The 13,470-nt window shown below is 70.6% G+C and carries 15 protein-coding genes; 9 read left to right on the forward strand and 6 right to left on the reverse strand.

The annotated features are described in order from the left end of the window. Positions 1-5: 5 nt before the first annotated feature. A complete protein-coding gene (locus tag ACFV9O_RS28535) occupies positions 6-344 on the reverse strand; it encodes a CU044_2847 family protein (RefSeq protein ID WP_385422713.1) in 339 nt (112 codons plus the stop codon). A 231-nt stretch (positions 345-575) separates the two neighbouring features. Here ACFV9O_RS28535 and ACFV9O_RS28540 point away from each other — a divergent pair, with 231 nt between their 5' ends. Then, entirely contained in the window at positions 576-1,493 is a 918-nt protein-coding gene (locus ACFV9O_RS28540; protein WP_385422765.1) for a chitosanase, read from the forward strand. Between the two features lie 69 nt (positions 1,494-1,562). Here ACFV9O_RS28540 and ACFV9O_RS28545 read toward each other — a convergent pair whose 3' ends face one another. Next, on the reverse strand, positions 1,563-2,897 hold the full coding sequence (locus ACFV9O_RS28545; RefSeq protein ID WP_385422715.1) for an SDR family NAD(P)-dependent oxidoreductase: 1,335 nt from the start codon (positions 2,895-2,897) through the stop codon (positions 1,563-1,565). A gap of 110 nt (positions 2,898-3,007) precedes the next feature. On the opposite strand from ACFV9O_RS28545, the gene ACFV9O_RS28550 reads away from it, so the two are divergent. The 4 genes from ACFV9O_RS28550 (at position 3,008) to ACFV9O_RS28565 (ending at position 5,812) form a co-directional block, all read left to right on the forward strand. Next, on the forward strand, positions 3,008-3,310 hold the full coding sequence (locus ACFV9O_RS28550) for a hypothetical protein (protein WP_385422717.1): 303 nt from the start codon (positions 3,008-3,010) through the stop codon (positions 3,308-3,310). Further along, positions 3,303-4,517 carry a hypothetical protein gene (locus ACFV9O_RS28555; RefSeq protein ID WP_385422719.1) on the forward strand — a complete coding sequence of 405 codons (1,215 nt, stop codon included), beginning with the start codon at positions 3,303-3,305 and terminating at the stop codon, positions 4,515-4,517. The genes ACFV9O_RS28550 and ACFV9O_RS28555 overlap by 8 nt, the downstream gene beginning before the upstream one ends. Before the next feature lie 525 nt (positions 4,518-5,042). Beyond that, positions 5,043-5,204, forward strand: a complete 162-nt coding sequence (locus ACFV9O_RS28560) for a hypothetical protein (RefSeq protein WP_385422721.1) — start codon at positions 5,043-5,045, stop codon at positions 5,202-5,204. 128 nt (positions 5,205-5,332) lie between these two features. Beyond that, on the forward strand, positions 5,333-5,812 hold the full coding sequence (locus ACFV9O_RS28565) for a hypothetical protein (protein WP_385422723.1): 480 nt from the start codon (positions 5,333-5,335) through the stop codon (positions 5,810-5,812). Here ACFV9O_RS28565 and ACFV9O_RS28570 read toward each other — a convergent pair. The 3 genes from ACFV9O_RS28570 to ACFV9O_RS28580 form a co-directional block, all read right to left on the reverse strand. Further along, positions 5,791-6,054: a WhiB family transcriptional regulator gene (locus tag ACFV9O_RS28570; protein WP_385422725.1), complete on the reverse strand. Its 264-nt coding sequence runs from the start codon at positions 6,052-6,054 to the stop codon at positions 5,791-5,793. The two genes, ACFV9O_RS28565 and ACFV9O_RS28570, sit on opposite strands and share 22 nt — an antisense overlap. A gap of 75 nt (positions 6,055-6,129) precedes the next feature. After that, entirely contained in the window at positions 6,130-6,921 is a 792-nt protein-coding gene (locus ACFV9O_RS28575) for a VOC family protein (protein ID WP_385422727.1), read from the reverse strand. 38 nt (positions 6,922-6,959) lie between these two features. Beyond that, positions 6,960-7,499, reverse strand: coding sequence for a phytoene desaturase family protein (locus tag ACFV9O_RS28580; protein WP_385422729.1), 540 nt, complete (start codon positions 7,497-7,499; stop codon positions 6,960-6,962). Between the two features lie 341 nt (positions 7,500-7,840). On the opposite strand from ACFV9O_RS28580, the gene ACFV9O_RS28585 reads away from it, so the two are divergent. Both ACFV9O_RS28585 and ACFV9O_RS28590 read left to right on the forward strand, forming a co-directional pair. Further along, the gene (locus tag ACFV9O_RS28585) at positions 7,841-8,347 is read left to right on the forward strand and encodes a hypothetical protein (protein WP_385422731.1); all 507 of its coding nucleotides are present in this window, start codon (positions 7,841-7,843) and stop codon (positions 8,345-8,347) included. A gap of 68 nt (positions 8,348-8,415) precedes the next feature. Next, on the forward strand, positions 8,416-8,910 hold the full coding sequence (locus ACFV9O_RS28590) for a hypothetical protein (protein WP_385422733.1): 495 nt from the start codon (positions 8,416-8,418) through the stop codon (positions 8,908-8,910). Positions 8,911-8,977: 67 nt separating this feature from the next. Here ACFV9O_RS28590 and ACFV9O_RS28595 read toward each other — a convergent pair whose 3' ends face one another. Further along, positions 8,978-9,997 carry a multicopper oxidase domain-containing protein gene (locus ACFV9O_RS28595; protein ID WP_385422735.1) on the reverse strand — a complete coding sequence of 340 codons (1,020 nt, stop codon included), beginning with the start codon at positions 9,995-9,997 and terminating at the stop codon, positions 8,978-8,980. Between the two features lie 211 nt (positions 9,998-10,208). Between ACFV9O_RS28595 and ACFV9O_RS28600 the strand changes: the two genes are divergently transcribed. Continuing rightward, positions 10,209-12,695 carry a ThuA domain-containing protein gene (locus tag ACFV9O_RS28600; RefSeq protein ID WP_385422737.1) on the forward strand — a complete coding sequence of 829 codons (2,487 nt, stop codon included), beginning with the start codon at positions 10,209-10,211 and terminating at the stop codon, positions 12,693-12,695. Next, the coding region (locus ACFV9O_RS28605) for an OmpL47-type beta-barrel domain-containing protein (protein ID WP_385422739.1) at positions 12,692-13,470 on the forward strand (779 nt) is incomplete at its 3' end. The genes ACFV9O_RS28600 and ACFV9O_RS28605, both read left to right, overlap by 4 nt.

A 13,470-nucleotide genomic window follows, 5' to 3' on the forward strand; every position in this document is an offset into this window, starting at 1 on the left:
CGCAATCATTGCGGGTTACGGGCGTCCCACTCCAGGCGCACGGCGAAGTTGGCCTCGCTGGCCGCCTTCGCCACCACGACGCCCGCTTCCGCGGACAGCTTGATCCCGAACTCCACGCTCACGGAGTCGGGCCGGCTCGCCAGGCCCCGGACGCTGTCGGCCACCGCGTCGACCGCGGGCCGGATGTGCGCGAGCGCCTCCTGGAGGGTCTGCGCGGAGTCGCGCACGACCCCGGACGCCGACCCGCGGCCCACCCGGTCGATCCCGCCGCCGTCCTGCTGCCCATCGACCTCGACCCGCACCGCGGTCCCATCGCTGAGCCGCATCTCCCCGATCCGCGTCACGCCGTCCGCCCCTCGCACTCCGAGACCCCCACGAACCTCTCAGGCCGTCAACTCGCCCAGCCTATAGGGACTTTCGTGCAGCGCCGACGGCATCCCCGACCCCGCCGCGCCACCGCCGCGCGGCCCGGGGCCCGCCCGGCGCGGCCCGGGACGCGCGGGCGCACCGGATTTTCCCCGGAGGGGGCGCTCCCGCAGGTGGCGGCGGACCGTACGCTGTGCCGCGTGAAACCTTTGACCCGTATCCTCCTTGTCGCCGCGCCCGTGGCCATAGCCGTGTCCGTCGTCATCGGCGGGGGCGGCGAGTCGGACATCCCCCTCGCCGACCGGCCGTACAAGGCGGCCCAGGGGCCGAGCCACGCGCCCAATCCGCTGAAGTCGGGTTCGGCGGCGGAGCAGAAGGCGCTGGAGGCCCGGATCGCGAAGCTGCCGCCCGGCCTCGCCGACCCCGCCAAGAAGGAGATCGCCGCGCAGCTCGTGGCCAGCGCGGACACCTCCACGCTCGACTGGCGCGGCCAGTACGACGCGATCGAGGACCACGGCGACGGCAACGGCTACACCGCCGGAGTCATCGGCTTCTGCTCCGGCACCAACGACATGCTCCAGCTCGTCGAGTCGTACACCGCAGCCCACCCGGACAACGGACTCGCCCGCTATCTCCCCGCCCTCCGCAAGGTCGACGGCACCGACTCGCACGAGGGCCTCGACCCCGGCTTCACGGACGCCTGGTCGCGGGAGGCGCAGAAGCCGGCCTTCCGGAAGGCCCAGGACGAGACCCGGGACCGGATCTACTTCGACCCGGCCGTCCAGCTCGCGAAGATGGACGGCCTCGGCACGCTCGGCCAGTTCATCTACTACGACGCCATGGTGCTGCACGGCCCCGGCCTGGAGACCGACGGCTTCTACGGCATCCGGCACGCGGCGATGCAGAAGGCGAAGACGGCGGCGGAGGGCGGCGACGAGAAGGCGTATCTGGACGCCTTCCTCGACGCGAGCCGGTCCGTCATGCGGACCAGGCTGAGCGCGGCCGCGCGCGACACGTCCCGTATCGACACCGAGCAGCGGGTGTTCCTGCGGAACGGGAACATGGACCTCGCCACACCGCTGGAGTGGCGCACGTACGGAGAGACGTTCCGCATCCCGGCGAACTGACCTGCGACGCGGCCACCGGCGGCCGGCCGGCCGCCGGGGCGCCGACGCAGAGCGGCGCGGCGCCTGCCGTCACCAGTCGGCCTCGCGGTAGTCCTTCAGGAACACGCCGGCCACCGGTGCACCCGCCTCGCCCCGCACGATCGGGTCGTACACGCGCGCCGCGCCGTCCACGATGTCGAGCGGCGTGCGGATGCCGGCCGCGGCGATCCGCGCCTTCCGCGGGGCCGGGTTCTCGTCGGTGATCCAGCCGGTGTCCACACTGCACATGTGCACACCCTGCGCGGCGAGCTCCTCCGCGCTGGTGCGGGTCAGCATGTTCAGCGCGGCCTTGGCCATATTGGTGTGCGGATGGCCACCGGTCTTGTTGCGCACGGCGAACCGGCCTTCCACCGCCGACACGTTGACGATGTAGCGCCGCCGCCGCGGCGACGCCAGCAGCAGCGGCAGCAGCAGCCGGTCGCAGAGCAGTGCCGGCGCCACGGCGTTGACGAGCTGCGTCTCGAGCAGCTCGGCCGGGTCGAGCTCACCGATGCGCGCGGACCAGGAGTTGGCGGGCGCCGTGTCGGGCAGCAGACCGGCCTCGTCCGCATCGGGCAGGACCAGGGCGAGGGAGCCGGGCCCACGGCCGATCGCCGCCATGGGCGCGTATCCGGGCGCGGCGAGCACACCACGCGGTGGCTCGCTCCTCTCCCCCGCGGCCAGCAGGGCGTACGACTCGGGCGGCCGCCGGATCGTCTGCGCCGCATTGTTGACGAGTATGTCGAGCGGCACGCCGTCGGCGCGGAGGCGGTCGCACAGGCCCAGCACCTGCCGCGGGTCGCGCAGGTCGATCGCGACCACGGTCAGCCGCTCGAACCACTCCTCGCTCCCCTCCACCGCACGGAACCTGCGCAGCGTGTCCTGCGGAAAGCGGCTCGTGACGAGGACGTCGGCACCGTCGCGGAGCATCATCAGCGCGAGCTGGAAACCGATCTTCACCCCGCCACCGGTCAGCAGCGCACGGCGGCCGGACAGGTCGGTGCGCAGGGCGCGACGGGCCGCGTTGTCGCGGGCGCAGCCGGGGCAGAGCCGGTGGTAGAACGCGTCGGCCTGTCGATAGAGCGACTTGCAGACATAGCAATGCCGGGGCCTCAGATACTCGCCCACGGTCCCGTGCCGCAGCTCCAGCGCGGTGTCCTCACGGCGGTCCATAGCACCGGTCACGGTGGCCGCGCTGAGCGCGGCGTCGGCCTCGGAGCGAGCCCGCTGCCGGGCCTTGCGGCGCTTGTTCCGGCTCTCCCGGGCGAACGAGGCGGCGAGCTCCTCGGCGCGCCTGCGCGCGGGATCGTCCAGCGGCAGCGTCCGCAACCGCTCCACCGTGCGGCCGAACGCCGCCAGCTCCTCGTCCGTGATCAGGTCCCCCATGCTCGTTGATCGTAATGACACGTGCCGGTCGTCAGCATCCGGTTATCGCGCCACTCGGGAGAGGTACGGCATTTCTGCGCTTTGGCGATGATCTGCCAAGGTGGTCCGCCATGAGCCGTGATCTTCGCGTGGACACCGACCAGTTGGGCCGCTTCTCCCGTGCGCTGGGCGAATCCCTCACCTCACTGAGCGAGGCGCGACGCGCGCTGGAACACGTACGGGCCGACCAGCTCGGCACCAAGGAGCTGGACGAGGCGTGCGACGGCTTCCAGGAGCGCTGGAAGTACGGTGCCGATCAACTGGGCGAGCGGATCGGCACCGTCCACGAGGGCGTGAAGGCCGGTCACGCCGACTACGCCGAGATCAACCGGGCGATCGAGGCGGCGTTCAGGGCGGTGGGGCCACGTGGCTGACGCGACGTTCCCCCACCTCGGCTGGGACCCCGCACCGGGAAGCCCCACGGAGATCGCCGCCCTGCGCGCGAAGCTGACCACGTCCGCCGCGTCGCTCGGCACGGCCCACCGCCTCGTCGACCGCCTCCTCGGCGAGAGCTCCACCTGGCAGGGCGAGGCCGCGACGGCCTTCCGCAAGGCGCTCGACGGCGACCTCTCGCGCTGCCTCCGCAACGCACACCGCTCCCTGTCGAGGGCGGCGGCGCAACTCGGCACCTGGCACGACGACCTGATCGGCTACCAGTCGACGGCCCGTACGTACGAGTCCCGCGCGAAGCTCCACGCCTCGGCCCTGGCGAAGGCCGAAGCCCACGAGTCCTCGACCCGCGCCCTGCCGGACGCCCCGGCGAAGGACCTCGCGATGGCGGTGGAGGGGGTGACGAAGGCACGGGAGGCGCTGGCGGATGTGCGGAAGCTGGCGCGGGAGCTGGAGGAGACGCATCGCCTGGAGGCGTCGCGGATCGCGAAGGGACTCGACGAGGCGACGGAGAAGCTGGCGCCGGTGGAGCCGGGGGCGTTTGACTCCGTACTCAAGTGGGTGGACGAGCATCTGGGGGACGGGTTGAGCACGCTGTCGGCTCTGGCCGGGCTCGCGGCCGTGTTTGCCACAGGGACCGCGCTCCTGCCGCTGCTGTTCCTAGCAGCCGGCCTGAGTCTCGCCGCCTTCGCCGTACATGCCTCGGACCCGAAGCTCCGATCCGCCCTCGCCGCCGGGTTCACCAAGGGTGACTTCGGCGGAAAGTTCTGGGCAGCGACAGCCACGCTCACCGGTGATGCTCTCGGAGCAGTTCCCGGGGTGGCCGCTGTCGCCAAGGGTGCGCAAGGTGCAGCCGCCGCCGCGAGAACCGTCGGAGCGGCAGACGAAGGCCTCCGACAAGGCGCAAGAGCCTTCAGGACGAATTCCGCAGACGTCATGCGAGCCATCGACGAGGCACCGAAGCCCCTCGCGGATTGGGCCGTTCGTCAGTCGGGTTCTCGTGTGTCACAGAAGCAGGTCCAGGCAGGCGTTGCAGGCACCGGCGTCGTGGCATCGGGTGCCGGGCTGTTCGGAGCCGACGACAACGAAGCGGTGAAGAGCACGGCGACCGTCACCGACGGCGCGCGCATCACCACCTCGGACATTCCCAACTACATCTCTGCAGCAAGGACATGGTCGCAAGTCCGCTAGGAGTCAGCGATGGATCACAACGGCAACTGCTGGTTCCGACTACCACCGGGGTACCACGACATCGACCCCGGCAGCCTTGACGAGCTGGACTCGCGCTTGCAGCAGGAGCTTCCGCACATCCACGCGGACACCGTGGTCGGTGCGCAGCGCTTGCGCGAATCCCGCGCTCTGCTCAGCTTGGTCAGTGCCCTGTACGAACAGGGCACCACTCATGCCGCCCTCGGGCTCCATCGTGGCGAGGCTACCGAGCTGTGCACCTCACTTGTCACGGTGTCCGACCTGCTCACCGGAGCACCGAACGCCACACTGGCAGCGGCGCAGTCCGGAATCGAGCTGGCGACAGGGGGCTTCGGAACGGTTGTGGACCGGCGACGCGTCGATCTCGCGTGTGCAGGACCTGCTGCGCTCGCAGCCCGGATGCTGCCAGCCCTACCGGCTCATCTCCGAGCAGTTGCCGGAATCCCTTCCGAGGCACCCGGAGTGTTCCAAGGTCGCCTGGCCGTGGCCCGGCCCCACGGATCCCGAGTGGTGGTCATTGACCTGACGACGTGCGCAACCACGATGGCGTCCGAGTACACGGACATCCTCGTGGGCATCGGGCACACCCTCACCTTCGTGGACCCTGCTGGGGATCCGGCTCCGGAACCGGCGAACCGCCCTAGCCGACTGCTGGAGGTCCTGCTGTGACCCGCCCGGCCGCCCCGGCCGTTCCCCTCTGCAAGACCGCCTACGAGCATCCTGCGACAGCGGCTGGCTACCGTAAGCTGCTGTGGAGACGGGGCACATGGTTTGCCGCAGCGGTCGTAGTCCCCATCATGCTGATTGCAGCCTTCGTATGGCGGTTGGAGGGCGACGACGCGATCTCATGGGTGGCATTGACGTTCCTCATCGCGCTGACCGCCATCCCGTTCCTTGGCATGGGTGTAGTGGGTGCGCCAGGAGTCGCCCGCATCCTTCAGAGCTACCCCTGGCGCGCCTACCCCTGCGCGTACGTCCCGAACAGCCGGGACCACCTGATCACGATCACACTGGCCCCGGATCAAGAACTGGTCATTCACCCCGTCCCGTACCGCTGCGACCTCAGCAGCGAGCAGAACCCCCACCCCGACATCATCTGGTTCGCAGGCGACCCCGCCTGCGGCGGCGTGGCCTCCCCCGCCGGGGGCCACTACCCGCAGCGCGTCATCCGGCCGTCGCACTCCGGCCCGGAGCTCCCCCCGGCCGACGAGCGCGCCGAGCGCGCCGAGCGCGCCGGGCTCGCCAAGGGCGGTCGTTACCTGCGGCGCCGGCTCTGACCCCGCCGCAGCCGGCCGCGCTCCTTCTCGGACAGCCCGCCCCACACCCCGAACCGCTCGTCGTTCGCGAGCGCGTACTCCAGGCACGCCACACGTCCCTCGCACGCGCCGCACAGCAGTTTGGCCTCGCGGGTGGAGGAGCCGGGGGCGGGGAAGAAGAATTCGGGGCCGGCCTGGGCGCAGAGGGCTGATTCCTGCCATGCGAGTTCGGTGCCGGTGGTCGTCGTGGTGTTGATCGGCATGCCGGAAACGTTGCCCGCTGTCGATAAACACCGCGTCAATGAACACTCAACGAAACGACCGCGGTCGCTGGGCAGCTACCCCCGTGGCACGCTCTTGATGATCGCGAAGCGTGCCCCGTACGGGTCAGCCAGCTTCGCGATGCGGCCCACGTCCTCCAGGTCGAGCGGTGCCAACCGGACCTTACCGCCCAGCTTTTCGGCCTGGGCGACGGATGCGTCCGTGTCGTCGACCTCGAAGTACGGGAGCCAGTACGGGCCGTCGGCAGCCTCCGTGGGGTCGGTCTCCAGGGGGACCAGGCCGGCGAACATGCCTTCGGGGCCCGTGCCGGGCGGGTTGACCGTCGTGTAGGCGTCGCCGCCCGGGATCGGGACGCCGAACTCCTCCCAGCCGAAGAGCGAGCGGTAGAAGCCGAGGGCGGACTCCGTGTCGGGCGTGTAGAGCTCCGCCCAGCGCAGTGAGCCCGTTTCGTTCACCACGTCGAGGCCCTTGTTGGTGCCAGGCTGCCAGGTCGCGAAGCCGACGCCCGCCGGGTCGGAGAAGATCGCCATGCGGCCCAGGTCGAAGACGTCCATCGGCTCGGCCACGACGGTTCCGCCACCGTCGCGCACCCGCTTGGCCGTGGCGTCCGCGTCGGGCGACTGGAAGTAGAGGTTCCAGGCGGTGGCCCCCTGCTCGGGGGGCACGGCCATCGCTCCGGCCGCCGTCTTCCCCCCGAGCTGGAACATCCCGTAGCCGCCCGCCTGGGGGCCGGCCGACCGGAAGGTCCAGCCGAAGAGGCCTCCGTAGAAGGCGCTCGCGCCCTCGATGTCGGGCGTGCCGAGCTCGATCCAGTTCGGGGAGCCTGTGACGTAACGGGTGGTGAGCATGGTGCGTCGCCCTTTCCTCGGGTCCGCTAACGAGTCTGCTACCGATCGCGTCCAGCCGCACGCAGTGCCGACCGTGCCGCGTTGTGCCCGCACATTCCGTGCGCCGCCGTGCCCGGCGGGGTTGCCGCCGAGCACAGGTAGACTCCCGGGATGCCGGTGCGGTACGGGTCCAGCGTCGCGCGGCGCGGGCGCAGTGCGAGCTGGAGGGGGCCGGTGGAGCCGGTGATGATGTCGCCGCCGACGTGGTTCGGGTTGTACGCCTCGGTCGCGGTGACCGACCGTACGGCCGTTGCGACGATCCGCTCCCGGACGCCCGGGGCGAAACGTTCGAACTGTCGGAGCACGGCCTCGGTGGCGTTTCCCGGGTAGCCGTTCGCCACGTGCGCGTACGCGTAGACGGGGTGGACGTCACCGCGCGATCTGGACGGATCGGCGAGATACTGCTGCGCGACCAGCACGAACGGCCGTTCGGGCATCCGCCCCCGGTTGATCTCGCGTTCCGTGTGTGCGACCTCCGCGGCCGAGCCGCCGAGGTGCAGGGTGCCAGCGCGCCGGCATACCTCGTCCCGCCAGGGCACGCCCCCTTCGACCGCGAGATCGACCTTGTACGCTCCCGGCGCGTACCGGAAGCGTGCGTAGGCCTGTCGTACGCACGGCGGCAGCCGGTCGCCCGCGATGGGCAGGACAGCCTCGGGCGCGAGATCGAGCAGGACCGTGCCGTACGGCGGGAGCTGGTCCAGCGGGTCGACGCGCGTACGCCGGTCTCGACGGTCCCGCCGAGCTCCTTCAGCCGGGCGATGAGGGCGTCGCTGACGGCGCGCGATCCGCCGCGCGCGACGGGCCAGCCGCAGGCGTGGCCCGCGGCGCCCAGCAGCAGCGGGATCGCGCTGGTCAGCGGGCGGTTCTGGGGGTGGAACCCGTGCGCCGCGAGTCCGGTGAACAGGGCGCGTGCGGCATCGGTGCGCCAGCGCCGGGCGAGCACCGCTGCCGGCAGCGCCGCCAGGAGCCCGTACCGCGCGAGATGCACGGGATGGGCCGGTACGTGGGTGACCGGGCGCATGATGTCGGCGAGCAGGGCGTCGAAGCCGTCAGCGAGCGGGGCGAAGACGCCGCGCCACGCGGGTCCGTCCACCGGACCGAGCGCGGCGGCGGTCGCGTCGAGGGAGCGCAGCAGGATCCCGGGCGGTCCCGAGTCCAGGGGGTGCGCCAGATCGGCCTCGGGCCAGGCCCACTCCAGCCCGTACCGCTCGAGACCCAGCGAACTCAGGAACGGGGAGGCGACTCCCGTGGCGTGCACGGCGCAGCAGTGGTCGTGGATCAGCCCGGGCAGCGTGCGCTCACCCGAACGGCAGCCTCCACCCGGCTCGTCCGCAGCCTCCAGGACGGTGACGCGCGCCCCACTCGTCGTCGTCCGCCGTCCTCGTGATCACTCGTCATGGTGGTTCGGCGCGGATCCGTTACCAGGTTCTGCGCTCGCTGCGGCAGGCTGGGCGAATGCGCCTGCGGACCATGCCCCTCGCTCTCCTCGCCCTCCTCACCGCGACCGGCTGTGTTTCCGTGTCCGGCACACCGTCGTCGCCACCCGCACCGGGTCTCGCGCCGGCGGGCGACCGCTCGTCCGCGCCGCTCGCACCGGGGCAGCCGTCGGCGCACGAGGAACTGGTGGAGTCGGCACCCGAGAAGCCCAGGGAGCAGGACAAGGCCGGGAAGGACCAGGACAAGGGCCGGGCTCCGGCCGCGTCGGACCGTACGCGCAATGACGACGACCGGTCCGCACCCGTCCCGCCCCACCGTGCCGTGCACCCGGAGCCTCGCGGCCGTCACACCCCGCCGAAGGTCCGGGTGCCGCGGTCGGACCGGCCCGGTATCGGCGTACGTCCGCCGTCCCGTCCGCGGCTCGATTACGACATGAGGAGGCTCTGTTCGGACTCGGAGGGAGTCGCCGATCCCTCGTTCACCGCCCTGTGCCGGGACGCCTACGGCCGCTGACCCGCGCCTGGCCTGGCCCTGACCTGTCCCGCGCCTGGCCTGGCCCAGCGCGCCGCGCCGCGCCGCCTCAGTGCTCGTGCGCGCCCGACGCTGAGGACGACGCGTCCGACGCGTCCGACGCCGCCGGGGGATGGTGCGGCTCGTAGCCCGGGATCGTCCCGTCCGGCTTCGCGACCAGGAACAGCCCGGCCATCCCCATGTCCGAGTGGCTCTGGACGTGGCAGTGGTACATCCAGGCCCCCGCGCCCACGTGCTCGCCCGCGATGATCTGGAAGCCGAAGGAGTCGGCCGGGCCCGTGATCTTGTTGTCGATGACGCGTGACGGGTCGTCCGGGCCCGTGAGCAGACCGGTCCTGTTGTCGGCCCACCGGTGACCGTGGATGTGGAACGTGTGGTAGTACTCGCCGTGCGTGATCATGACGATCTCGACCCGGTCGCCCACCGTGGCCCGGAACTCGGGGCTCTGGTGGGCCGGTTTGTTGTTGATCGTCATGTCGTTGAAGACGATCGTGAACTGCTTGTCCGGAAGGATGTCGCCCTTACGCCGCACCACCAGCGGGCCGTACAGCCCCTTGCGGATCCCGCCCGTCCCGTGGTCGGTGCCGACCACATGGTCGTGATAGTGCCAGTAACCCGCGCTGCCCGGCCGCCAGGTGCCGTCCTTCCGCCTCCCCGGGGTGTGGGTGCGCCAGGTGTACGTGCGCGTGCCGCCCGGCTCGACGTGGCTGCGGCTCAGCTTGGTGCCGTCGCTCGCGATGTCGTAGTCGACACCGTGGACATGGAGGCTGGCCGGGACGTCCATCGTGTTCTCGAACTCGATGTGCAGGGTGTCGCCCTCGATCAGCTCGATCATCGGTCCGGGCACGGTCGCCTTGCCCTTCTCGAGGCCGTAGCCCATCTGACCGTCCGCCAGTTTCTCGGCGTACACCTTGAGATGGCGTACCGCACCGCCGGCCGGGGCAGTTTTCGGGGCGTCGCCCTCGACAGAGGCCGCGGTGGGGGCGGCGGCGAGCGACAACGATGTCGCGCCGGCCGCCGCGGCCGCGCCTCCGGCCAGCAGGCGCCGGTTGAAGCTCCGTCTGTCCATGTGAACTCCCCAGTGCCGAACGGTCTTTGAGGTCATTGAGCTCATTGGCCGGGTGGAAATCAGGCCGGGCGGCACACGGTAGCCGGGTGATCTTTGTTTATCCACACCCAGGACAAAGTTCGTCGTGTTGCGGTCATACCTATTGGCGTCTCACCAAAAGAGGTCTAGCTTCAACGGCTGTTGCTGTGACAAATGAGGGGTAGGTGAACTCATGCACCGCGCACCACATCACCGGTCGAAATCCCGGCGCGCAGCGGCCGCCGCCCTCCTGGCGGGGACGCTGGGCGCGTCCCTGCTCGGGGGGAACGCGGCCGTGGCGAGGCCCGATCCGGGAGAGCCGACAGCCACGCAGACAACGTTGTCCATGCCGTCACCACCGGGCGGCGCGAACGTCCGTGTCCTGGTCTTCCACGCCTCGGCCACCGAGGAGTCGCCGACCGTCGACGCCGGGATCGCGGCGATCGAGCAGATCGGCCTGTCCGGTCCTGCCGCGGGCCGCTTCCGTACCGAAGCCACCGACGACGCCTCCGTGTTCACCAACGCCAGGAAGCTCGGGAGGTACAACGCCGTGGTCTTCCTGACCGGCGGCGGCGATGTGCTCGACCCGGAGCAGGAAGCCGGCCTGGAGGCGTACATGGAGGCGGGCGGAGGCTTCGTCGGCATCCATGACGCGGCCCGCACCGAGCCGTACTCGGACTGGTTCACCGGACTGGTCGGCGCCCGTCCCACCACCTCGCCGGCCACCGTGCAGCGCGCGGTCGTCGAGGTCGGCGACCGCCGGCACCCGGCCACCAAGAGCCTTCCGCTGAACTGGAAGCGCCCCGACAAGTGGCTCAACTGGACGGTGAACCCGTCGGGTTCCGTGCACACGGTGGCGCGGGTCAAGGAGAGTTCGTACCAGCCGGGACCGGGCGCGGGCGGCTGGGACCATCCCGTCTCCTGGTGCCGTGACTACGACGGCGGCCGCTCCTTCTACACCGGCATGGGCGGTACGGTCGACTCGTTCGCCGAGACCGACTTCCGCGAGCATCTGCGCGGCGCGCTGGCCTGGACCACCCGGACGTCCCGTGCCGACTGCAAGGCCACCATCGCCGCCAACTACACGGCGGAGCGCGTCACCCAGCCCAACCAGCCCGCGCAGAACGACCAGATCGGCGAGCCGCACGGCCTGGTCGCGGCCCCCGACGGGCGGATCCTCTACATCGGCCGCGGCGGCGCCGACTCGTCCAAGCCGGTCGTGACCGACTGGAACAACCCCGACATCGGCAGGGGCCAGGGCGAGATCCACGTCTACGACCCGAAGGCGAAGAAGGTGACCCTCGCGGGCGCGCTGACGGTCTTCGGCAACAAGGGCGGCGGCGACGAGCTCACCAAGGTCGAGGAGGGGCTCCTCGGCATCGAACTGGACCCGGACTTCATGACCAACGGCTGGGTGTATCTGCACTACACACCACACTCGAAGATCAACCGTGACACCCACATGGCGCAGCGGTACGTGTCACGTTTCACCCTTGACCTCGCCACCAACACGCTGGACCTGGCGAGCGAGAAGGTGCTGCTGAAGTGGCCCGTGCAGATCCACAGCTGCTGCCACGCGGGCGGCGGGATGGCCTTCGACTCCAAGGGCAACCTGTACATCGCGACCGGTGACAACAACTCCTCCGGCTTCAGCGGCGGTTACTCGGGCAACAACCCGGAGCCGAACTTCAAGGGCGTCTCGTTCGCGGACGCGCGCCGCACGGCCGGCAGCACCAACAACCTCAACGGCAAGATCCTCCGTATCCACCCGGAGGGCGACGGCACGTACACCCTCCCTGAGGGCAACCTCTTCACCGGCAAGGAGCCCGACGAGGGCGGCGGGAAGACCCGCGGCGAGATCTATGTGATGGGGGTGCGCAACCCGGCCCGGATCTTCGTCGACAAGACCACCGACATCCTGTACGCGGGCTGGGTCGGCCCGGACGCCGGTTCGCCGTCCACCACCTGGGGCCCGGCCAAGTACGACACGTTCGCCGCGATCACCAGGGCGGGCAACCACGGCTGGCCGTACTGCATGGGCAACAACCAGCCCTACCGGGACCGCAATCTGCCGGACCCGAGCAAGCCGCTGGGCTGGTACGACTGCGCCAAGCCGAAGAACGAGTCCCCGAACAACGACGGCCTGGTGAATCTGCCGCCCGTCACCCCGAACACCATCTGGTACTCGCCGCAGGGCGGCGGCCCCGACTACCCGCGCGACGCCGCCGGCATCCCCAGCTACAAGGTGGAGGAGCAGAAGCTGCTGCTGCCGTGGCTCAAGGGCGGCGGCCAGGCGACGATGAACGGACCGGTGTACCGGTACGACGAGGCGAGCGACTCCACCTCCAAGTGGCCGTCGTACTGGGACGGGAAGTGGTTCGTCGGCGACTTCTACGACGGCGACCAGCCGCGCCACGCCGTGCTGACCGACCCGAAGACCGTCGGCAAGGGCGGGCTGCCGGTGCACGCCGAGTCCCTGAAGAAGATCATCCCGGGTGGGACGAACGGCATCCGCAACCTGATGGACTGGAAGTTCGCCCCGGACGGTTCGCTGTACGTCCTGGACTACGGGCGCGGCTTCTTCACCTCGGACGCCAAGTCCGCACTGTGGCGTGTGACCTACAAGGGCGGCGAGGCCACCCCGGCCGCCGATCAGCTCGCGAGGAAGGCGGCACAATGAGACACCGACCGGGGCACCGGCCACTGCGTCTGTGGGCGACGCTGCTCGCGGCGCTCTCCATGGTCGTGGGGCTGACGTCGACGGCCGCGTACGGACGGGCCGACGACCGGGAGGCCACGCAGGCTCCCGTGGCGCAGGTCCTCACCTGGACGGCGGGCGATCCGATCGACCGCTATCTGTCCTTCCCCACCACCGCGGTGGCGGGCCCGACGACGATCGTCTTCGAGAACAGCGCGGCGACCGGCAACACCACCGGCATGCCGCACACGCTGACCTTCGACGTCTCCGATCCCGAGTACAACAACGACGTCCCGCTGAACATCCTGGCCAACCCCAATGACGACCAGGGCGGGAAGCACACGGCCGAGGTCACGCTCACGCCCGGCCGCTACCGCTTCTACTGCACGATGCCCGGACACGGGCAGATGCAGGGCATCCTCACCGTGACCGAGGGCGGAAGCGAGGACACGACGGCGCCGGAGACGTCGGCGAAGGTCGAGGGCGAGCAGAACGCGGACGGCGCGTACATCGGGCACGCCACGGTGACGGTGTCGGCGACGGACGCCGGCTCCGGCGTGGACAAGGTCGAGTACGCCGTGGGTGCGGACGGCCCCTGGCAGCCGTACACGACCCCGGTGATGGTCCACGAGGTCGGCACCCACAAGATCCGCTACCGGGCGACCGACAAGGCCGGCAACGCGGCCGCCGAGAAGGCCGTCGACTTCACGGTCGTCGCCCCGCCGACCGACGACACGACGGCGCCGGAGACCTCGGC

Origin of the sequence: Streptomyces sp. NPDC059909 (assembly GCF_042730885.1) — a bacterium.
GTDB lineage: Bacteria > Actinomycetota > Actinomycetes > Streptomycetales > Streptomycetaceae > Streptomyces.

Excerpts from the sequence above, each read along its gene's own strand:
- ACFV9O_RS28545 (WP_385422715.1), bottom strand. The coding sequence starts at position 2,897 with ATGGGGGACCTGATCACGGACGAGGAGCTGGCGGCGTTCGGCCGCACG.
- ACFV9O_RS28550 (WP_385422717.1), top strand. The coding sequence starts at position 3,008 with ATGAGCCGTGATCTTCGCGTGGACACCGACCAGTTGGGCCGCTTCTCC.
- ACFV9O_RS28565 (WP_385422723.1), top strand. The coding sequence starts at position 5,333 with ATGCTGATTGCAGCCTTCGTATGGCGGTTGGAGGGCGACGACGCGATC.
- ACFV9O_RS28570 (WP_385422725.1), bottom strand. The coding sequence starts at position 6,054 with ATGCCGATCAACACCACGACGACCACCGGCACCGAACTCGCATGGCAG.
- ACFV9O_RS28575 (WP_385422727.1), bottom strand. The coding sequence starts at position 6,921 with ATGCTCACCACCCGTTACGTCACAGGCTCCCCGAACTGGATCGAGCTC.
- ACFV9O_RS28590 (WP_385422733.1), top strand. The coding sequence starts at position 8,416 with ATGCGCCTGCGGACCATGCCCCTCGCTCTCCTCGCCCTCCTCACCGCG.
- ACFV9O_RS28595 (WP_385422735.1), bottom strand. The coding sequence starts at position 9,997 with ATGGACAGACGGAGCTTCAACCGGCGCCTGCTGGCCGGAGGCGCGGCC.
- ACFV9O_RS28600 (WP_385422737.1), top strand. The coding sequence starts at position 10,209 with ATGCACCGCGCACCACATCACCGGTCGAAATCCCGGCGCGCAGCGGCC.